This window comes from Achromobacter sp. T5-5, assembly GCF_055397965.1.
This window is the reverse complement of record NZ_AP027919.1, coordinates 4,463,097-4,481,298: the sequence shown is the minus strand read 5'-3', so window position 1 is coordinate 4,481,298 and position 18,202 is coordinate 4,463,097. Positions and strand designations below refer to the sequence as shown.

At 65.6% G+C, this 18,202-nt stretch carries 16 protein-coding genes and 3 tRNA genes; 13 read left to right on the top strand and 6 right to left on the bottom strand.

Annotation, left to right across the window (positions count from 1 at the left end; genetic code table 11):
• The first annotated feature begins 204 nt into the window (after positions 1-204).
• Together ACZ50Q_RS20300 and ACZ50Q_RS20295 are read left to right on the top strand one after the other, a co-directional pair.
• Positions 205-540, top strand: coding sequence for an ElaB/YgaM/YqjD family protein (locus ACZ50Q_RS20300; protein WP_076519790.1), 336 nt, complete (start codon positions 205-207; stop codon positions 538-540).
• A gap of 63 nt (positions 541-603) precedes the next feature.
• On the top strand, positions 604-2,043 hold the full coding sequence (locus ACZ50Q_RS20295; protein WP_464079401.1) for a phospholipase D-like domain-containing protein: 1,440 nt from the start codon (positions 604-606) through the stop codon (positions 2,041-2,043).
• A gap of 18 nt (positions 2,044-2,061) precedes the next feature.
• On the opposite strand, the gene ACZ50Q_RS20290 is transcribed toward ACZ50Q_RS20295, so the two are convergent.
• The 4 genes from ACZ50Q_RS20290 to ACZ50Q_RS20275 form a co-directional block, all read right to left on the bottom strand.
• Positions 2,062-3,729, bottom strand: a complete 1,668-nt coding sequence (locus ACZ50Q_RS20290) for an FMN-binding glutamate synthase family protein (RefSeq protein ID WP_092581649.1) — start codon at positions 3,727-3,729, stop codon at positions 2,062-2,064.
• Between the two features lie 197 nt (positions 3,730-3,926).
• The gene (locus ACZ50Q_RS20285) at positions 3,927-5,150 is read right to left on the bottom strand and encodes a YeeE/YedE family protein (protein WP_464079400.1); all 1,224 of its coding nucleotides are present in this window, start codon (positions 5,148-5,150) and stop codon (positions 3,927-3,929) included.
• A 214-nt stretch (positions 5,151-5,364) separates the two neighbouring features.
• Positions 5,365-6,309 (bottom strand): AEC family transporter, encoded by a 945-nt coding sequence (locus tag ACZ50Q_RS20280; RefSeq protein ID WP_076519793.1) that lies wholly within the window; start codon positions 6,307-6,309, stop codon positions 5,365-5,367.
• 33 nt (positions 6,310-6,342) lie between these two features.
• A complete protein-coding gene (locus ACZ50Q_RS20275) occupies positions 6,343-7,236 on the bottom strand; it encodes a DMT family transporter (RefSeq protein WP_464079399.1) in 894 nt (297 codons plus the stop codon).
• 118 nt (positions 7,237-7,354) lie between these two features.
• Here ACZ50Q_RS20275 and ACZ50Q_RS20270 point away from each other — a divergent pair, with 118 nt between their 5' ends.
• Positions 7,355-7,798: a GNAT family N-acetyltransferase gene (locus ACZ50Q_RS20270; protein ID WP_092581647.1), complete on the top strand. Its 444-nt coding sequence runs from the start codon at positions 7,355-7,357 to the stop codon at positions 7,796-7,798.
• Between the two features lie 208 nt (positions 7,799-8,006).
• Here ACZ50Q_RS20270 and ACZ50Q_RS20265 read toward each other — a convergent pair.
• A tRNA-Leu gene (locus tag ACZ50Q_RS20265) sits at positions 8,007-8,091 on the bottom strand.
• 151 nt (positions 8,092-8,242) lie between these two features.
• Here ACZ50Q_RS20265 and ACZ50Q_RS20260 point away from each other — a divergent pair.
• The gene (locus tag ACZ50Q_RS20260) at positions 8,243-8,854 is read left to right on the top strand and encodes a tRNA-uridine aminocarboxypropyltransferase (RefSeq protein ID WP_464079398.1); all 612 of its coding nucleotides are present in this window, start codon (positions 8,243-8,245) and stop codon (positions 8,852-8,854) included.
• A gap of 157 nt (positions 8,855-9,011) precedes the next feature.
• Here ACZ50Q_RS20260 and ACZ50Q_RS20255 read toward each other — a convergent pair.
• Positions 9,012-9,096 (bottom strand) — tRNA-Leu (locus tag ACZ50Q_RS20255).
• 220 nt (positions 9,097-9,316) lie between these two features.
• On the opposite strand from ACZ50Q_RS20255, the gene rnr reads away from it, so the two are divergent.
• The 9 genes from rnr to ACZ50Q_RS20210 all read left to right on the top strand — a co-directional run bounded on the left by rnr (position 9,317) and on the right by ACZ50Q_RS20210 (position 18,183).
• Positions 9,317-11,782: a ribonuclease R gene (gene rnr, locus ACZ50Q_RS20250; protein ID WP_076519797.1), complete on the top strand. Its 2,466-nt coding sequence runs from the start codon at positions 9,317-9,319 to the stop codon at positions 11,780-11,782.
• A gap of 145 nt (positions 11,783-11,927) precedes the next feature.
• Positions 11,928-12,665, top strand: a complete 738-nt coding sequence (gene rlmB / locus ACZ50Q_RS20245) for a 23S rRNA (guanosine(2251)-2'-O)-methyltransferase RlmB (protein ID WP_464079397.1) — start codon at positions 11,928-11,930, stop codon at positions 12,663-12,665.
• Positions 12,666-12,708: 43 nt separating this feature from the next.
• Positions 12,709-13,953 (top strand): cystathionine gamma-synthase family protein, encoded by a 1,245-nt coding sequence (locus ACZ50Q_RS20240; RefSeq protein ID WP_076519799.1) that lies wholly within the window; start codon positions 12,709-12,711, stop codon positions 13,951-13,953.
• Positions 13,954-14,010: 57 nt separating this feature from the next.
• Positions 14,011-14,691 carry a Fe2+-dependent dioxygenase gene (locus ACZ50Q_RS20235; protein WP_092581645.1) on the top strand — a complete coding sequence of 227 codons (681 nt, stop codon included), beginning with the start codon at positions 14,011-14,013 and terminating at the stop codon, positions 14,689-14,691.
• A gap of 353 nt (positions 14,692-15,044) precedes the next feature.
• On the top strand, positions 15,045-15,317 hold the full coding sequence (locus ACZ50Q_RS20230) for an HU family DNA-binding protein (RefSeq protein WP_003812968.1): 273 nt from the start codon (positions 15,045-15,047) through the stop codon (positions 15,315-15,317).
• A gap of 157 nt (positions 15,318-15,474) precedes the next feature.
• Positions 15,475-15,550: transfer RNA gene (locus tag ACZ50Q_RS20225), tRNA-Val, on the top strand.
• A 359-nt stretch (positions 15,551-15,909) separates the two neighbouring features.
• On the top strand, positions 15,910-16,740 hold the full coding sequence (locus ACZ50Q_RS20220; RefSeq protein WP_092581644.1) for an energy transducer TonB: 831 nt from the start codon (positions 15,910-15,912) through the stop codon (positions 16,738-16,740).
• Position 16,741: 1 nt separating this feature from the next.
• Positions 16,742-17,710, top strand: coding sequence for a MotA/TolQ/ExbB proton channel family protein (locus tag ACZ50Q_RS20215; protein WP_464079396.1), 969 nt, complete (start codon positions 16,742-16,744; stop codon positions 17,708-17,710).
• Complete coding sequence (locus ACZ50Q_RS20210; protein WP_464079395.1) at positions 17,710-18,183, top strand: ExbD/TolR family protein; 474 nt, start codon at positions 17,710-17,712, stop codon at positions 18,181-18,183. Before ACZ50Q_RS20215 ends, ACZ50Q_RS20210 begins: the two co-directional genes overlap by 1 nt.
• Positions 18,184-18,202: the final 19 nt, after the last annotated feature.

Below are 18,202 nucleotides of genomic sequence, written 5' to 3'. Positions count from 1 at the left end.
GTGCCGCCCCTTGCGATCAGCAAGTTTCGCTCCGCTGAAATATCGGTTTACGGCTGGTTGCGAAAGCTCGGGCAGTGCCGGCCGATGGTGTGGACAATGGGGCTTCGGCCATGCGGAAGTCGTTTCCGCGGCCCATGGCGATGCTGCGTTGCATCAGGCGATGCGGGCGCTAGCCGGGGCGGCCCCAAAAATAAAGGAGCTACCATGAATCGAAAGCACCAGCGCGCTGAAATGGCTTTGCATCGTGAACGTGTGAATGACAGCTTGCACGAGCTGCTCGCCGGTACGGAAGACCTTCTGCGTTCGACGGCTTCGTACACGGGCTCCGAAATCGATGCGGCGCGTTCGCGCCTGAAGCGCCAGCTTGCAGAGGCGCGTGAGTCCGCCGGCCTGTGGGAAGGCGCTGCCCGCGAGCGCGCACGTCGCGCCACGGCCTACGCGGACGAATACGTGCATGAGCATGCCTGGAAGTCGGTCGGCGTGGCGGCCCTGGTGGGCGCCGTGCTTGGCTGCATCCTCGTGGCGGGCAATCGACGCTAACGCTGCATCATGAGTCCATGTCCGGCCTTGAGCCGGGTTGGGCCGCGCAGTGGCTGGCGGACGATGGCGTCCGGTGCGTGCCGATGGGCGCGCACGGCCCTGCTCGTGTGCGTCGCATCCGCGCTGGCCGCCTGTGCCAGCGTGCCGGACACGCAGGAGCGCAAGGCGCGCGCGGCGCAGGCGGGCCTGTCCGCCGACGCCGCGCAGGACAGCTATCGCCGCGGGCAAGGCATTGCGGCGGACCCGCAGACCCCGAAGGATGATTTTCTCGCCCGTCACCTGGCGGTAGAACAGGCCGTCAGCGGCGCGCCGCTGGTGAAAGGCAACCGCGTGCGCCTGCTGGCGGATGGGCCCAGCACGTACAAGGCGATGCTCCAGTCCATCGGCCAGGCGCGCCGGTATGTCCACATGGAAACGTACATCTTCGACGACGACGCCGAAGGGGCGCGCTTTGCCGAGGCGCTGATGGCGGCTCGCGAGCGGGGCGCCGAGGTCTCGTTGATGGTCGATGCCGTGGGCACGATCAAGACGCCCGATGAGCTGTTCCAGCGCATGCGCGATGCCGGCATCCAGGTGGCGGTCTTCAATCCCGTCAATCCGGCGCGGGCGCGCGCCGGCTGGTCGCCGAACCAGCGCAATCACCGCAAGGTGCTGGTCGTGGATGGCAAGGTGGGATACCTGGGCGGCATCAACGTCAGCAGCGTGTACGAATCGTCGTCGCTGTCGGGCGGCGGTGGTTCCGGCGTGGGGTCCGGCTCAGGCGGCGGCTCGGGCGATGACAAGGCCGGCGACCCGCCCAAGGACGCGGAATCCGCGCCGTGGCGCGATACGCACCTGCGCATCGAAGGCCCGGCCGTGGCGCAGCTTGAACAGGTGCTGCAGGCGGGCTGGGCCTCGCAGGCGAAGGAGCCGATCAAGTGGGGCGACTCGCATGTCGCGCCGCCCGTCGGCGACACCACCGTGCGTATCCTCGCCAACCAGCCCGACCGCAGCGATGGCTACACGGTGTACCTCACGCTGATGTCCGCCTTCGAAAGCGCGCAGAAGTCCATCCACATCACGATGGCGTACTTCGTGCCGGACCCGGCCTTCATCGAGGTGCTCGAGTCCGCGGCGCGGCGCGGCGTGGATGTGGTGCTGGTGCTGCCGGGCTTCAGCGATTCGTCGCTGGTGTTCCACGCGGGGCGCTCGCACTACACCGATCTGCTGCGCGCCGGCGTCAAGATCTACGAGCGGCGCGACGCGCTGCTGCATGCGAAGACGGCGGTGGTCGACGGCGTCTGGTCCACCGTGGGCTCCAGCAACATGGATTGGCGCAGCTTCGCGCTGAACTATGAGGTCAATGCGGTCGTGCTGGGCCCCGAGTTTGCGGCCGAGATGGAGGCGCTGTTCCAGCGCGACGTGGCCGATGCCGTCCAGATCACGCCCGAGGCCTGGAAAGAGCGCGGCCTGGACGACCGCTTCATGGAGTCTTTCTCGCGCATTTTCGAGCGCTGGCTGTAGGCGCAGTCGCGCGCGGCGTCATGAGGTGCCCGCGGCGGCGGCCTGCGCCGCGTGTTCCCGCGCCAGGGCGGTGGTGATGTCATGGGTGGGCTGGAACGAATGCGCCTGCGCCATGGCCCAGCCCGCGCGGAACACCTGGTGCCGGAACTCGCCGCGCAAGAGTTCGCCGGGCGCCAGTTCGGGGAACAGGGCCGACAGCAGGCGGATTTCGCTGGGCGAGATGCGGCGCGCGATATGGTGCGGACGCAACTGGCCGGGGTGCGTCAATCCCGCCGCCGCCAGCAGTTCGGCCAGCGCATGCAGTGTGTTCTTGTGGAAGTTGGCCACCCGCTGCGACTTGTCCGGCACGACCAGCGCGCGTTGCCGCAGCGGGTCCTGCGTGGTCACGCCGGTGGGACACTTGCCGGTATGGCACGCCTGGGCCTGGATGCAGCCGATGGCGAACATGAACCCGCGCGCCGCGTTGCACCAGTCCGCGCCCATCGCCATCACGCGGGCCATGTCGAAGGCGGTGATGATCTTGCCCGACGCGCCCAGCTTGATGCGGTCCCGCAGGTTCACGCCGATCAGCGTGTTGTGGACCAGCCGCAGGGCTTCGCGCAGCGGCGTGCCCACGTGATCCACGAACTCGACCGGCGCCGCCCCGGTGCCGCCTTCCGCGCCATCGACCACGATGAAGTCCGGCGTGATGCCGGTTTCCAGCATGGCTTTGACGATGGCGAACCATTCCCAGGGATGCCCGACGCAGAATTTGAAGCCGATCGGCTTGCCCCCCGACAGTTCGCGCAGGCGCGCCACGAATTTCATCAGCCCGATGGGGCTGTCGAATGCCGAGTGGCTGGCGGGGGAGTTGCAGTCCTGCCAGGGCGCCACGCCGCGCGCCTCGGCGATCTCCAGCGTGACCTTGCCTGCGGGCAGGATGCCGCCGTGGCCGGGCTTGGCGCCTTGCGACAGCTTGATCTCGATCATCTTGACCTGCGGCGTACAGGCATTGCGCACGAACGCCTCTTCGGAGAACGCGCCCTGCTCGTCGCGGCAGCCGAAGTAGCCCGAGCCGATGTTCCACACCAGGCTGCCGCCGGGCTGGCGATGGTAGCGGCTGATGCCGCCTTCGCCGGTGTCATGGGCAAAGTCGCCTTGCCGCGCCCCTTCGTTCAATGCCAGCACGGCGTTGGCCGACAAGGCGCCAAAGCTCATGGCCGAGATGTTGAACACCGACATGGAATAGGGCTGCGTGCAGTCGGGGCCGCCCACGGTGACGCGAAAGTCGGTGTCGTTGATATGCGAGGGCGACATCGAATGATTGATCCATTCGTAGCGGTCGCCGTAGACGTCTTCCTGGGTGCCGAAAGGGCGCTTGTCGATTTCCCGCTTGGCGCGCTGGTAGACGATGGAGCGCTGGGCGCGCGAAAAGGGCGCGGCCTCGGTGTCGTCTTCCAGGAAATACTGGCGGATCTCGGGGCGGATGAACTCGAACAGGAAGCGCAGGTTGCCCAGCACCGGATAGTTGCGGCGGATGGCGTGGCGCGGTTGGATCAGGTCATACACGCCGAGCGCGCCCAGCAGCGCCAGCGGCACGGCGGCCGCGAGCCACCACAAGGACGCCGTCGCGGCCAATAGCGCGGTGACCGCCGCGCCGGCCAGGGTCAACAGAAAGGCCGCGTAGCGGCCGGCTATCCAGTTCATGTCCATCTCCGTTTCGGAATGGAGCAACCATACACCAGGGCAGCCGTAGGGCGGATGAATGAAACGCCGAGTGCGCGGGCGGCCGCGCGGCCGTCGCGCCGGTCCGCTGTGGGCCGAAAATGGCGTATTCACAGGGTTTGCGGACAGACGAAAAAATGGCCTCCGGGATCGGAGGCCATTTTCTGGAACAGTGTTTCTCAGCAGCTGGACGCTGAAGGCGTCTTTTCGACGGCCAGGCCGAAGATCGGGCGCAGGCGCACGCCCAGCGCGCTGCCCGCGAACGCGGCCGGCAGCCACAGCCAGGCGTGCAGGCTGCCCGACAGGATGCCGCTGAAGTAGGCGCCGATGTTGCAGCCGAATGCGAGGCGCGCGCCATAGCCGAGCAGCAGGCCGCCGGTGACCGCGCCGGCGAGCGAACGTGCCGGCACCTTCCAGACGGGGGCGAACTTGCCCGCTGCGCTGGCGGCGGCAAGCGCGCCCAGCATCAGGCCAATGTCCATGACGGTCGTGACGTCCTGGCGCAGCGGCGCGGCGAGCGACGGCTGCTTGGCCCAATAGGCCCAGGAGGCCACGTCGCCGCCCAACGCGTCCAGCGTCTTGGCGCCCCACAGCGCGAACGCGGACGTGATGCCCCACGGGCGTCCGGCCAGCGCCAGCGTGGCGAAATTCAGCGCCACCAGCGCCACGCCGCCCCAGATGAGCGGCCAGGGACCCTGCAGCAGCGAGACCGGGCGCGCGGTGCGCGACGCGAACGAAATCACGTGGCCATGACGGCGCTTTTCCAGCACGGTCGCGACCCAGGCGATCAGGGCAAAGACCGCCAGGTTGGCGATGAGAGCGGGCGCGAGGCCCCAGGTCTTGATGAGCGAGGTGGGCGCCAGCGCCGGCAGGTTGGACCACCAGCCGAAATGGGCCGTGGCGATGACCGAGCCCACGATGAAGAACAGCAGCGTCACCACCATGCGGGTGTTGCCACCCCCCACGGCGAAGAGCGTGCCCGACGCGCAGCCCCCGCCCAGTTGCATGCCGATGCCAAAGAGGAATGCGCCCAACACGACCGATACGCCGGGGGGCGACACAAAGCCGTTCACCGGCTGGCCGAACAAGGTGCCGGCGGCGAGGAACGGGAAGAAGAGCAGCACGCCCACGCCCAGCATCAGCATCTGCGCGCGCAGGCCCGCGCCGCGGCGATCCGACACGAACACGCGCCAGGCCTGCGTGAAGCCGAAGGAAGCGTGGTACAGCGTGACGCCGAGCAGCGCGCCGACCACCCACAGCGCGCCTTGGCGCCAGCTTACGGTCTGGTTGAGGTACAGCGCGCCCGCCAGCACCAGCAGCGCCGCAATCCAGAGCGGCTTGCGGTTGATCTGGATGGGGGGCAGGGCCGAGGGCAAGGGCAGGGAGGAGGCGTTGGCGCTCATGGGAATCCCGAAGATCAAAACGTAAATGCAAACGGGTGCGCAGTCGCACCCGTGGAAATAGCCGTCAGTCTAGACCGGCTGGCAAATCTCTCAAACCACAGATTCGTGCTTGATTAATAACTTGAAGTTATATGAATGCATGAAGCGTAGCCGGCCGTTCCGACGCGAAGCGATGACGCGCGCGCGTCCGGCATGGGTCCGGCATGCGCTGGGGTCAGGAGACGGGATGGGCGCTGATCCAGGCCACGAGCAAACTGACCGTCAGCACCGAAGCGACAGTGCTCACGAGGATGGCGCGCGAGGTGGTGCGGGCATCGCGCCCATACATCTTGGCCAGCATGAACGGGCCGGTGCCGATGGGCAATGCGCTCATCAGCACGGCGGTCCAGGCCCACAACGCGGGCATGGAGAAAACATAAAAGGCCAGCACCGCCGTGGCGGCCGGCTGCAACAGCAGCTTGCCCAGCACGAGGCGCAGCACGCCGGGGCCGGCGCTGGCCGTTTCCGTCTGCGCAAGAAAGAGGCCGATGGTGACCAGCGCGCACGGACTGGCCGAAGCGCCCAGCAGGGCAACATAGCGGTCCACGCCATCCGGCAGTGCCACGCCGGTGGCCGCCCAGGCCAGCCCCAGCACCGGCGCGGCAAGCAGCGGATTGCGCGCCAGCGCGCGTCCCACCTTGAGCAGCGTGGCGGGCAGGTTGGGCGTCTGCTGGCGGTCGAACTCGATGAGCGCGATGGCAAATCCGAAGAGCACGCTGGCGGTGAGCAGCGTGGTGAAGGTGGCGGGCGCGAGGCTGTCCGCGCCCAACAGCGCGAGGCACAGGGGGATGCCCATGTAGCCGGCGTTTGCGTAGGACGCTGCCAGGCCTTCTATGCTGCGGTCGGTCAGCGTGTGCGGCCCTCGCTTGCGCGGCAGGAAAGACGCCAGGAACGTGATGGCGATGCCGCCCGCGAAGGCGCCCACGAATCCCCAGTGCGCCATGTGCGCCAGGTCCACCTGCGTCATCGCCCGAAACAGCAGCGCGGGCAGGGACAGGTAGACCACATACCGGTTCAGGGCGTCGGTCGCGTGGGTGCCCAGGATGCGCCAGCGCGCGGCCAGCCAACCGGTCAGTATCAGCGCAAAGACTGGCAGGGCGGCGGTGACGACGGCGTTCATGGGCGGGGGCGCGAGGTCGGAAAGGCGCTCATTCTACTTGGCCGCGCCGCGCGCCCTGCGCGTGACGAGCAGAATGCCCAGCGCCGCCAGTCCCATCCCCGGCCAGGCGAGTGCCGGGATCGGCTCGCCCAGGATCAGCAGTGCAATGACCGCCGTGCAGGGCGGCACCAGGAAGAACAGCGCGGACACGCGCGAGGCTTCCCCGTGGCGGATCATGGTGAGCAGCAGGGTGATCGCGACCAGCGAATTGCCCACCACCAGATAGGCCAGGGAGGCAAGCAGGGGTGCGGTCCATTCGATGTGCATCGGTTCCAGCCAGAACGCCAGCGGCGCGGAGACGGCAAGCCCGACGCTGTATTGCGCCAGGTTGGACGCGACCGGATGAATCTGCGTGCCGAATCGCTTTTCGTACAGCGTGCCTCCCGTGATGCAGAGCAGGGCGCCCACCGCGAACAGCAGTCCCCACGGCGCCAGCACATCGATCGAGGCCTTGGCCACGATGACGAGCGCGGCGCCGGCCACGCCCAGCGCCAGCCCGGCCCAACGCCGGGCATCGACGCGCTCATGCGCGATGGCAGGCGCCAGCAGGCCGATCAGGATGGGCTGCAGGGATGTGATTAGGGCCAGTCCGCCGGCGGACATCCCCTGCTTGAGCGACAGGTAGGTAAAGCAGAAGTAGCCTGCCTGCAACAGCAGGCCCACCATCGCCAGGTGCCCCCACGTGCGCGGGTTGCTGGGCAGCGGCGGGCGCAGCGCAAGCAACAGCGGCGCCAGGATGAGAACGACGCAGGCATAGCGCAAGGCCAGGAACGTCAGCGGATCCGCGTAGGCCAGGCCCACCTTGAGCACCACGAAGCCGCTGGACCACAGCGCGAGAAAGAGCGCGGGCGCGGCCTTCAACCAGGCGGGAGGAGCGGCAGGCGTCATGGCGGAACCTGGGCGGCAAGGGCAAGCCGCGATCGTACCCCTTTTCGCGCCGCCTTCATCCCTGCGAGAATGCGGCGTAGGATTTCGTTATTCATTTGCTGCAACGTAGGGGAAGGACATGTCGGCCAATAAACAAGCAACGGTGCGTATCGCCCTGGGTACGTGGGATCGCCTGCGCGAGGACGCGTATTCCGTGCGTCATGCGGTGTTCGTGGTCGAGCAGAAGGTGCCGCCCGAAGTCGAGTTGGACGACGACGACGCGGTGTCCGTGCATGCTGTGGCCTACGGGCCCGACGGCACGCCCATGGGCACGGGACGCCTGCTGCCCGACGGCCATATCGGCCGAATGGCCGTTCACAAGCGCGCGCGCGGGATGGGCGTGGGCGGCCAGTTGCTGGATGCGCTGATCGGCCAGGGTCACGGCGATGGCCATCGCATGCTGGTGCTGCACGCGCAGACGCATGCCGCCGGTTTTTATGAAGCGCATGGCTTCAAGGCCGAGGGCGAGGAATTCGTCGAGGCCGGCATCCCGCACGTGGTGATGACGCGCACCCTGGAGTAGGGCGCTTAGGCTTTACGGTCGCCTTCCAGCCGGTTTGCCCGCCGGCCGTTCTGCGCCGCTGCGGGCAATCGGCCGGGGATCGATTATTGCGCATCGATCATTGCGCATCGATCAAAAAGCAAAACCCGAAAAAGCAAAAACCCCGAACGCTTTCGCGTACGGGGTTTTTCTTTGGCGCATCACGACAGGTACCTCGTGATGTATTAATTGGTGCCCAGGAGAGGACTCGAACCTCCACACCTTGCGGCACATGGACCTGAACCATGCGCGTCTACCAATTCCGCCACCTGGGCGCTGTTGCTTCACAGAGCTGGTTGCTTTCGCTTCCGGTTCGTGTTCAGCAGCAGAGGAACGAGATTATGCATACTTTTTTTGAAGTGTGCAAGTCGTGCTGCATTTTTTTCACTTTTTTTTTGCGTTGCCGCTTTCGATATAGTGTCGCCCATGTCCCGAGCCCTCTGCACCCGTTGCCTGCGTCCGCTGTCGCATTGCCTTTGCGCCTTGATTCCTTCGTTGTCCTGTCGCACGAGCGTGGTGGTTCTGCAGCATCCCAGCGAAGCGCGCCACGCGTTGAATACGGCGCGGCTGGCCGTGCTGGGTCTTGCGGGCGCTCGCCGCGTGGTGGGCGAATATTTTTCCGAGGCCGATTGGGCGGCGCCCGGTCACGCGCCGCGCCTGCTGTTTCCCGGGGAGGGCGCCGATGTGCTGACGCCGGGCTACGGGCAGGACATGGACGTTCCCGTCCGGCTGATCGTGCCCGACGGAACGTGGGGGCATGCGCGCAAGCTGTTGCATATCAATCCCGCGCTTGCCGCGCTGCCGCGCGTGATGCTGCCGCCGGGCCTGGCCACGCGCTACCGGGTGCGCCATGCGGATGTGCCGGGCGCGTTGTCCACCATCGAGGCCGTGACGCATGCGCTGAACGCCATCGAGGCGCCGCGCAATTTCGATGCGCTGCTCGCGCCGTTCGAGGCGCTCATCGACGGGCAGATCAACGGCATGGGCGCCGATCTTTATGCCCGGCATCACCTCAATCGCAAAGTGCCCTGGCGATAATGTCCATACCGGGTGCGTATCCCGAGGCCCCGTCCCGTGCCCCAAATTCGGGCCCCAAATTCGGGCGCGCAAAGCAAAAGCCCCGGAAACCTTTCGATTTCCGGGGCCTTCAGCCTTTGCAATCAAATCAGTAAATACTGATTCGATTTGAATTCCGTGGTGCCCAGGAGAGGACTCGAACCTCCACACCTTGCGGCACATGGACCTGAACCATGCGCGTCTACCAATTCCGCCACCTGGGCACTGAAAGATACTGTCAGAAGTCTGTGCTACCCTGCCTTCCGTTGCATCGTTCAATTCAACTTTTGAACTAAACCATGCGTCAGGATGCAGTTGGTTTTACAATGCGGCTTTATCAGCGCTTTATCAGCATCTCTGACCCGCACTTCTGACCATTTCTGCTTCAGTGTTCAGCCTTGGGCGAACCACAGAAGCTGCGCATTATATACGGAAAATTTAGCTTTGGCAAAACGATCGAATAACGAATCGAATAACAACAGATCAACTCCCTTGCCCGAAGCGCCGCCGGACTTCGATCCTGATGTTCCGTCCCGTGAAGCCATTCTGACGGCGCTGCGCGCCGCCGGTTCGCCCTTGTCTCCGGTTGAGCTGGCCGAGCGCATGGGCATCGAGCGACCCGCGACGATGGTGGGATTCGAGCGCCGGCTGGGCGCCATGGAGCGCGACGGCCAGTTGATGCCCAACCGCAAGGGGGTGCTGCTGCTCGCGACCAAGCTCGACTTCGTGGCGGGCAAGGTGCTGGGTCACCGCGACGGCTTCGGCTTTCTGCTGCGCGACGACGGCGGGCCCGATCTGTTCCTGTCGCCGCGCGAAATGCTCAAGGTGCTGCATGGCGACCGCGTGCTGGTCAAGCCGACGGGCGAATACCGGGGCAAGCCGGAAGGCACCATCGTCGAAGTCATCGAGCGCCGCACCAACAAGCTGGTCGGACGGTTCCTGCACGAGCATGGTCTGTCCATCGTCGTGCCCGAGGACCAGCGTATCAAGCATGACATCCTCATTCCCCCCAGCGACACCAACGGCGCCCAGCACGGGCAGGTGGTCGCGGTGGAAATCATGGAGCAGCCCACCCGCCATACGCAGCCGCTGGGCCGCGTGGCCGAGGTGCTGGGCGAGATTGACGATCCCGGCATGGAAATCGAGATCGCCGTGCGCAAGTTCGACGTGCCGGTCGATTTCAGCGAAGCCGCCTTGAAGCAGGCGGCGCGCCTGCCCGACTCCGTCCGCAAGTCGGATCTGAAAGACCGCGTGGACCTGCGCGACGTGCCGCTCATCACCATCGACGGCGAAGACGCGCGCGACTTCGACGATGCGGTGTATTGCGAGCCGGTCGAGCTGGGCTCGGGGCAGCGCAAGCGTCCCGGCTGGCGCCTGCTGGTGGCCATTGCCGACGTCAGTCATTATGTGCGGCCGGGCGATGCGCTGGACGACGACGCGATCGAGCGCGGCACCAGCGTGTACTTTCCGCGCCGGGTCATTCCCATGCTGCCGGAGTCGTTGTCCAACGGCCTGTGCTCGCTGAATCCGGACGTCGACCGCCTGGTGCTGGTCTGCGACATGGTCATTCCGGCCAGCGGCGCGAAGGCCGGCACGGTCACTGCCTACCAGTTCTACAACGCGGTCATGCATTCGCATGCCCGCACGACCTACACGAATATCTGGGCCGCCCTGCAGCAGCCGGGCGGTCCGGCGGCGCATGCCATGCAGAGCGTCATGCCTCAGATCCAGCATCTGTATGAGCTGTTCCAGTTGCTGGCGCAGGGCCGCAAGAAGCGGGGCGCCATCGATTTCGACACGGTCGAAACCAAGATCGTGTGCAACGAGCTGGGACGCATCGAACAGATCGTCCCGTCCGTGCGCAACGACGCCCACAAGCTGATCGAAGAGTGCATGCTGGCCGCCAACACGTGCGCGGCCGACTTCATGGTGCGCAGCAAGCATCCCGGCCTGTACCGCATCCATGAGGGGCCGACGCCGGAACGCCTGCAGTCGCTGCGCGAATTCCTGCGCACCATGGGCTTGTCCCTGGGCGGAGGCGAATCGCCGACGGCCAAGGACTACGGGGATTTCCTCGATTCCGTGCGCGGGCGTCCCGACTACCCGCTGCTGCAGACCATGTGCCTGCGCTCCATGCAGCAGGCCGTGTACAGCCCCGACAACATGGGCCACTTCGGCCTGTCCTATCCGGGCTACAGCCACTTCACCTCGCCGATCCGCCGTTATCCCGACCTGCTCACGCATCGCGTGATCAAGGCCTTGCTGGCGGGGCAGCGGTACGTGCCCAGCCTGGACGACCACGCCGTGGTCATTGGCCGCACGCAGCGCGAACACGAGCACGCCATCTGGGAAAAGATGGGCCTGGTGCTGTCGGCCAGCGAACGCCGCGCGGACGAGGCGTCGCGGGACGTCGAGGCCTGGCTCAAGTGCTGGTTCGTCAAGGAGCGCGTGGGCGAGGACTTCAGCGGCACCGTCACCGGCGTGGCCAGCTTCGGCATCTTCGTCACGCTGGATACGCTGCACGTCGAAGGCCTGGTGCACGTCTCCGAGCTGGGCGGCGAGTACTTTCAGTTCAACGACGCCCTGCACGAACTGCGCGGCGAGCGCACGGGCATGCGCTACCGCCTGACCGACAAGGTGCAGGTGCAGGTGTCCCGCGTGGACCTGGAGGCTCGCCGCATCGAGTTCCGGCTGGTGCAGGGCACGAGCTTTGACGCGCTGCGCAAGGCGGCGGCCCGTGGGCCGGATGAGCCGATGCGCCGGGTCAAGAAGGCTGCGTCGCCCAAGCCTGCCGGCTTGAAGGGACAGACCGCCAAGGAAAGGCGCGCCGAAGCCAAGAAGGCCAGCAAGCCACCCAAGGCCGCCAAACGGGCCGCGCCCGCCAAGAAGGCCACGCGCAGCCGCCACTGACGCGCCGACGGGCGCCGTCTGAACCTCAAGGCCGGGCCGTCGTTTGGCGGCGCGGCCTTAAGGGGTAACATTGCGTTTATTGCCGGTCTGTCCGGTGGCCCGCCCCCTCTGGGGCGGGTATTCGTTTATCTAAAGGTATTGTTTTATGGCGTCGACCCAAGTCCTGGCCGGGTTTCACGCGGTCGTTGCGCGGCTGCGCCACGCGCCCGAGTCGATCAAGGAAATCTACGTCGAGGCCTCGCGCCGCGACAAGCGCATGCAGACATTCATCGAGCAGGCGGAAAAGGCGGGTTGCCGCCTGCATCCCGTGCCGATGGAGCGCCTGGACGGCCTGTCGCGCGGCACCCGCCATCAAGGCGTCGTGGCGCTGGCCGATGAGCGCCAGCTCGCGGTCGATGTGGACGAAGTGCTTGATGTGGTGGAGGGGCCGCCGCTCCTGCTGATCCTTGACGGCGTGACCGATCCGCACAATCTGGGCGCCTGCCTGCGCACGGCGGATGCGGCGGGCGTGCACGCGGTCATCGCGCCGCGCGACCGGGCGGTCGGCCTGAACGCCACCGTGCAGCGCGTCGCCTGCGGCGCGGCGGACACCGTGCCCTATCTGATGGTGACCAACCTGGCTCGCACGATGCGCGGTCTGAAGGACCGCGGCGTGTGGCTCGTCGGGACGGACGACCAGGCCGCCGACAGCATGCACAAGATCGACGCGCGCCAGCCGATGGCATGGGTCATGGGGGCCGAAGGCGAGGGCATGCGCCGCCTGACGCGCGAAACCTGCGACCAGCTCGTCAACATTCCCATGCTGGGTTCGGTGGAAAGCCTGAACGTCAGCGTCGCCAGCGCCGTCTGCCTGTACGAGACCGTGCGCCAGCGTCAATCCTGATCCTGCCTGCCTTGTAGGTTCCCTTTTCTTGCGTCAGCTCATCATGCACCAGAACGGCTTTACCACCACGATTCTCCATTCCGACCGCAATCAATCCGTCGAGCACGGAGCGGTGCACAAGCCGATGCATCCGTCGTCCGAGTTCGCGTACGACGACGCGCGCGAGCTGGCCGCCGTGTTCCAGGGCAAGGCGGGCTTCACCTACGCGCGCCAGGGCACGCCGACCACGACCGCGCTGGAAGCCAAGATCACGCAGATGGAAGGCGGCAAGGGCACGGTCAGCTTCTCGACCGGCATGGCCGCGCTGGCGGCGATCTTCACCACGCTGCTGCGCCGTGGCGATCATCTGGTGTCCAGCCAGTTCGTGTTCGGCAATACCAACAGCCTGTTCGGCACGCTGCAGGACCTTGGCGTGGAAATCACCTTCGTCGACGCGACGGACTCGGCGCAGGTGCGCGCCGCCATCCAGTCCAATACGCGCATGGTTTTTACCGAAACCATCGCCAACCCGGGCACGCAGGTCGCCGATCTGGCCGTGATTGGCGAGATCTGCCGCGAAAAGGGGCTGGTCTATGTGGTGGACAACACGCTGACTTCGCCCTGGATGTTCCGGCCCGCGACCGTTGGCGCATCGCTCGTGATGAATTCGCTGTCCAAGTACATCGGCGGCCACGGCAACGCGTTGGGCGGCGCGGTCACCGATACCGGGCTGTTTGACTGGGCCGGCAGCGGCAACATCCACGAACCCTATCGCAAGGGGCCGTCGACCGGCTGGGGTCTCACGCAGATCAAGAAAAAGGGACTGCGCGACATGGGCGGAACGCTGGCGGCGGAGCCCGCCCACCGCATCGCGGTCGGCGCCGAGACCCTGGCCCTGCGCATGGCCCGGCACTGCGCCAACGCGCTGGCGCTGGCGCGTTTTCTCGAAGAGCATCCCGGCGTGGCGAAGGTGCATTATCCGGGGCTGGCAAGCCACGCGCAGCACGCGCGCGCCGCGGCGCTGTTCGGATCGCGCTTCGGCGGCCTGCTTGGTGTCGAGCTCGCGGACGGCGTGGATTGTTTCGATTTCCTCAATCGCCTGCGCGTCGTGCTGATGGCGACGCACCTGGGCGACACGCGCAGCCTGGCGTTGCCCGCGGCCCATACCATCTATTACGAGATGGGCGCCGAACGCCGCAAGCAGATGGGCATTGCCGACAGCCTGATCCGCGTTTCGGTGGGCATCGAAGACGAAGCGGATTTGCTGTTTGATTTCGATCAGGCGCTCAATGGGTGCCTGAAGGGATAATTCGGCAGACGCGACTTGTGCAAAGGTCGCGCCGGCAACGCAATCGGGTCGGAACCCATGCTTATACAGATCGCAGAAATTTTTACGCCCGAGGAAGCGGCAGCCATCCGCCAGCGGCTGGATGCTGCCGATTGGGTCGACGGCAAGGTGACGGCGGGCCACCAGTCGGCCGAGGTCAAGCGCAATCGGCAATTGCCGGAGCAGCATCCGCTGGCTCAGGAGCTGGGCGCGCTGATCCTGCAGCGCTTGTCGGCGAACAATCTCTTCATGTCGGCCGCCTTGCCCCGCAAGATTTTCCCGCCGCTCTTTAACCGCTACGAAGGCGGTGAAGCCTTCGGCTATCACGTGGACAATGCCGTGCGGGGTATCGCCGGCACGGCGGAGCGCGTGCGCACGGACCTGTCCGCGACGCTGTTCTTTTCGGATCCGGACAGCTATGACGGCGGCGAGCTCGTCATCGACGACACCTATGGTCCGCGCGCCGTGAAGCTGCCGGCCGGGCACATGGTCCTGTATCCGGGCACCAGCCTGCACAAGGTCAACCCCGTGACGCGCGGAGCGCGCGTGAGTTCGTTCTTCTGGATGCAGAGCCTGGTGCGCGAAGACAGCCAGCGCGCGCTGCTGCTGGACATGGACGTGGCCATACAGCGCTTGAACCAGGATGTGGCGGGGCATGCGTCGATCGTGCAGCTCACCGGCATTTATCACAATCTGCTGCGCCGATGGGCGGACGTTTGATGAAGCCTAAAGTGTTTTTTCGGGGTGTCGCGCAAACCCCGAAATGCGCGTTTTTGTTTATTGCGAAAACGCCTAAAAGCTAGTATTGACGCGGGTTGCCGTGAGGTTTTCGCTTGACAGCCGCTCTACGCCAAGGCCTAATACACGTCTGCGTCGCTGACGGTTTGCAGGCATTGGTCCAGCAAAACCTAGGCGGCGCAGCAGTTTAAAAGTTGTGCTTTGCAGCGCAAGAAAAAAGTTTATCCACTGTCTGTTCGTCGTTTGCCTGGTCTCGCGTCCATTTGTGGCATCCATCCTGACGGCCATGAACTCCGCCCCCGGCAGACTCCACACCTTGTGAGGGGTACACCTGCATGAACAAAACCGAACTCATCGATCACATCGCCAGCAAGGCCGATATCTCCAAGGCTGCTGCCGGCCGTTCGCTCGACGCCCTGATCGGTGCCGTGAAGACCACGCTGAAGAAGGGCGGTACGGTCACGCTGGTTGGTTTCGGCACGTTTGCCGTGTCGGCTCGCGCCGCGCGCACTGGCCGTAACCCGCGCACCGGCGAAACCATCAAGATCAAGAAGGCCAAGGTGCCGAAGTTCCGTCCGGGCAAGGCCCTGAAGGATGCCGTCAACTGATGAACGGCAGGCGATCGCAAGGCGCTGCGCGCCGCGATTTGCCCACTAGTACGCGGTCCGGTATACTCCGGCCCGCGTATTGCTTTTGAGTACCCCGATTGGCAGTTGTCATGCACGGTTTTCCTGTCAGGAAATTTGCGCGGCAGCTGCACCGAAAGGGTGCTTAGCTCAGTTGGTAGAGCGGCGCCTTTACACGGCGTAGGTCACAGGTTCGACCCCTGTAGCACCCACCAGAAGCACAACATATCGGTTCGGCCGGCACATCGTGCGACAGACCCGAACGCACATCGAACCCGCACACGACATCGTGGCGGGTTTTTTGTTTTCCGAAGCGGGCAGCGGCGGGATGGAGCCTCAGGCAAATCCCCTTTGCCTCGGGCGCATCGCGCCTTGGTGCAGGCTTTTTCGTAAGCGTTCCATTGATTCCGCTTTGATCCGGATCAGAAATGGTACGCTGTTCCAGACGAAATACAACGTGCGAATCATTCGCATTTGAGATACTATGACGGGCTTGTACCGGTCAGCCGGCGGCGCCATCGTGTGCGCGTCGATTCTCTGGCTGGCCGGAAAGTCACTGCACCCTGGCTGATTCATGCCTAGTCTTCAACCCGGTTGGAATTCTTCTTCGCGGTCTTCTTTTGGTATACGCGCAGGCGCTGGCCTGGCGGTCGTCGCATTGCATGCGGCGGTGATCGGCGCCATTTTCCTGGCGCCGGAAAGTCGTCCTGAATTGGAGGAACCCGAGGCGATCATGGTGAGCGTGGTGGATGCTCCCGTGCCCCAGATCGCCAAAGCCGAACCCATTCCCGAAGTGCAGCAGCCCGTGGTCGAAACGCCGCCCGAGCCTGAGCCCGAGATCGAACCCGAGCCGGAACCCGAGCCCGAGCCGGAATTGAAGCCCGAGCCCGAGCCGGAACCCGAGATCGAACCTGAGCCGGTGGTTGAAAAGCCGCCGATGCCTGCGCCCAAGCCGCCTCCGCCCAAGCCGAAACCCAAGCCCAAGCCCAAGCCTCAGCCCAAGAAGGAAGTGAAGCCTGAGCCCAAGCCGGAACCGCCGCCTCAGCAGACGCCGCCCAGCGGCGCGCCGGAAGGCACGCAGGCGCCTCAGGGCCCGCAGCAGGGGCCGCCGCCCGATCAGCCCGTGCTGGTCTCGAGCATCGAGTTCCAGGGCGCGCGTCCGATGCCCAACTACCCGATGGCGTCGCGCCGCATGCGGGAGGAGGGCCGGGTCGTGGTGCTGGTGGAAATCAATACCCAGGGCCTGGTCGAGCGGGCAACCATCGACGCGTCGTCGGGTTTTCCGCGCCTGGACGAATCGGCATTGGCAGCCGCCCGCAAAGGCCGTTTCAAGCCCTATACCCGCAATGGCGTGGCCTATCCCGCCAAAGCAAAAATTCCGTTCGATTTCGTCATGAGGAACTGAGATGTCCAACGCACTGCATAGCGCCACCCTGGTGGCGCAGGCGACCACCAGCCCGGCCGCGCCGGCTGCCGCGGCCGCGCCCGCAGCCCAGCAAGCCGCCACGACCGGCGGCGACGTCGCCCAGCAAGCCGCGGGCGCCGTCCAGCAGGCCGCTGGCGCCGTCCAGCAATCGGCGGACGTGCTGCACAGCGCCGCCTCGTCGCTGCCCGCAGCGCCGGCTCCGGCGCCCGACATGGGTTTTCTGCACTTTGTCGCCCAGAGCGACTTCGTGGGCAAGAGCCTGTTCGTCATCCTGATCCTGATGTCGCTGGTGACGTGGTACCTCATCCTGGTCAAGGCCGGCAGCAATGTCAGCATGCGCAAGCGTTCGGCCGACTTCCTGAACAAGTTCTGGAACGCCAGCTCGCTGGAACAGGTCGAGCACGAAATCAACACGCACGGCGCGCGCGATCCGTTCTCGCACCTGGCCAGCCATGCCATGCATGCGCAGGCGCACCACAACAAATTCGGCGCGACCAAGCTGGAAGAGTCGGGCAGCAACTCCGATTTCGTCACGCGCACCATGCGCAAGGTGATCGACGAGGAAACCGCCAAGCTGGAAAACGGCCTGACCGTGCTGGCCTCCGTGGGTTCGACGGCGCCGTTCGTCGGCCTGTTCGGTACGGTCTGGGGCGTGTACCACGCGCTGGTCGGCATCGGCATGGCCGATGGCATGACCATCAACCGCATCGCGGGTCCGGTGGGCGAGGCCCTGATCATGACGGGCCTGGGCCTGGCGGTGGCCATTCCCGCCGTGCTGGCGTACAACATGTTTGTGCGCAACAACCGCGTGTACCTGTCGCGCCTGGATGCGTTTGCGCATGATCTGTTTGCGTTCCTGACCACGGGTCAGCAAGTTGCGCTGTCTGATGGCAAGGTGCGCGCGCTGCGTCGCCAGAACGGCCACGCGGTTCAACGCGGGAGCGAATAATGGCCTTTGGCAGCTTCGAGGGTAAAGGGTCCGGAAGCCATGCGGTGTCCGAGATCAACATGGTGCCCCTGATCGACGTCATGCTGGTGCTGCTGGTGATCTTCATCATCACGGCGCCGCTGCTGGCGCATTCGATCAAGATCAACATGCCCCAGGTGGCCGCCGAGCAGATCGAGGAAGAGCCCAAGACCGTGGACCTGGCCATCGACGCCAGCGGCGCGCTGTTCTGGGACGAGAAGCCGGTCAATATCGACGACCTGCCGAACCGCTTCAAGTCGATCGCCGGTACCAAGCCGCAGCCCGAGATCCGCATCCGCGCGGATCAGAACACCCGTTACGAAACGCTGGCCAAGGTCATGGCCTCGGCCCGCCGCTCGGGCATGACGCGCATCGGTTTCGTCACGACGCCACCGTCCACCAGCGCTCCCGCACCGGGCGCCCCGGCTCCCGCCGCGGCACCGTCCGGCGGGTGAACGAATCCAGGCAGGGGGC

Excerpts from the sequence above, each read along its gene's own strand:
- ACZ50Q_RS20285 (WP_464079400.1), bottom strand. The coding sequence starts at position 5,150 with ATGAGCGCCAACGCCTCCTCCCTGCCCTTGCCCTCGGCCCTGCCCCCC.
- ACZ50Q_RS20215 (WP_464079396.1), top strand. The coding sequence starts at position 16,742 with ATGTCCAACGCACTGCATAGCGCCACCCTGGTGGCGCAGGCGACCACC.
- ACZ50Q_RS20280 (WP_076519793.1), bottom strand. The coding sequence starts at position 6,309 with ATGAACGCCGTCGTCACCGCCGCCCTGCCAGTCTTTGCGCTGATACTG.
- ACZ50Q_RS20220 (WP_092581644.1), top strand. The coding sequence starts at position 15,910 with ATGCCTAGTCTTCAACCCGGTTGGAATTCTTCTTCGCGGTCTTCTTTT.
- ACZ50Q_RS20300 (WP_076519790.1), top strand. The coding sequence starts at position 205 with ATGAATCGAAAGCACCAGCGCGCTGAAATGGCTTTGCATCGTGAACGT.
- ACZ50Q_RS20295 (WP_464079401.1), top strand. The coding sequence starts at position 604 with ATGGCGTCCGGTGCGTGCCGATGGGCGCGCACGGCCCTGCTCGTGTGC.
- ACZ50Q_RS20270 (WP_092581647.1), top strand. The coding sequence starts at position 7,355 with ATGTCGGCCAATAAACAAGCAACGGTGCGTATCGCCCTGGGTACGTGG.
- ACZ50Q_RS20230 (WP_003812968.1), top strand. The coding sequence starts at position 15,045 with ATGAACAAAACCGAACTCATCGATCACATCGCCAGCAAGGCCGATATC.
- ACZ50Q_RS20260 (WP_464079398.1), top strand. The coding sequence starts at position 8,243 with ATGTCCCGAGCCCTCTGCACCCGTTGCCTGCGTCCGCTGTCGCATTGC.
- ACZ50Q_RS20275 (WP_464079399.1), bottom strand. The coding sequence starts at position 7,236 with ATGACGCCTGCCGCTCCTCCCGCCTGGTTGAAGGCCGCGCCCGCGCTC.
- ACZ50Q_RS20210 (WP_464079395.1), top strand. The coding sequence starts at position 17,710 with ATGGCCTTTGGCAGCTTCGAGGGTAAAGGGTCCGGAAGCCATGCGGTG.
- ACZ50Q_RS20290 (WP_092581649.1), bottom strand. The coding sequence starts at position 3,729 with ATGAACTGGATAGCCGGCCGCTACGCGGCCTTTCTGTTGACCCTGGCC.
- ACZ50Q_RS20235 (WP_092581645.1), top strand. The coding sequence starts at position 14,011 with ATGCTTATACAGATCGCAGAAATTTTTACGCCCGAGGAAGCGGCAGCC.
- ACZ50Q_RS20240 (WP_076519799.1), top strand. The coding sequence starts at position 12,709 with ATGCACCAGAACGGCTTTACCACCACGATTCTCCATTCCGACCGCAAT.
- rlmB (WP_464079397.1), top strand. The coding sequence starts at position 11,928 with ATGGCGTCGACCCAAGTCCTGGCCGGGTTTCACGCGGTCGTTGCGCGG.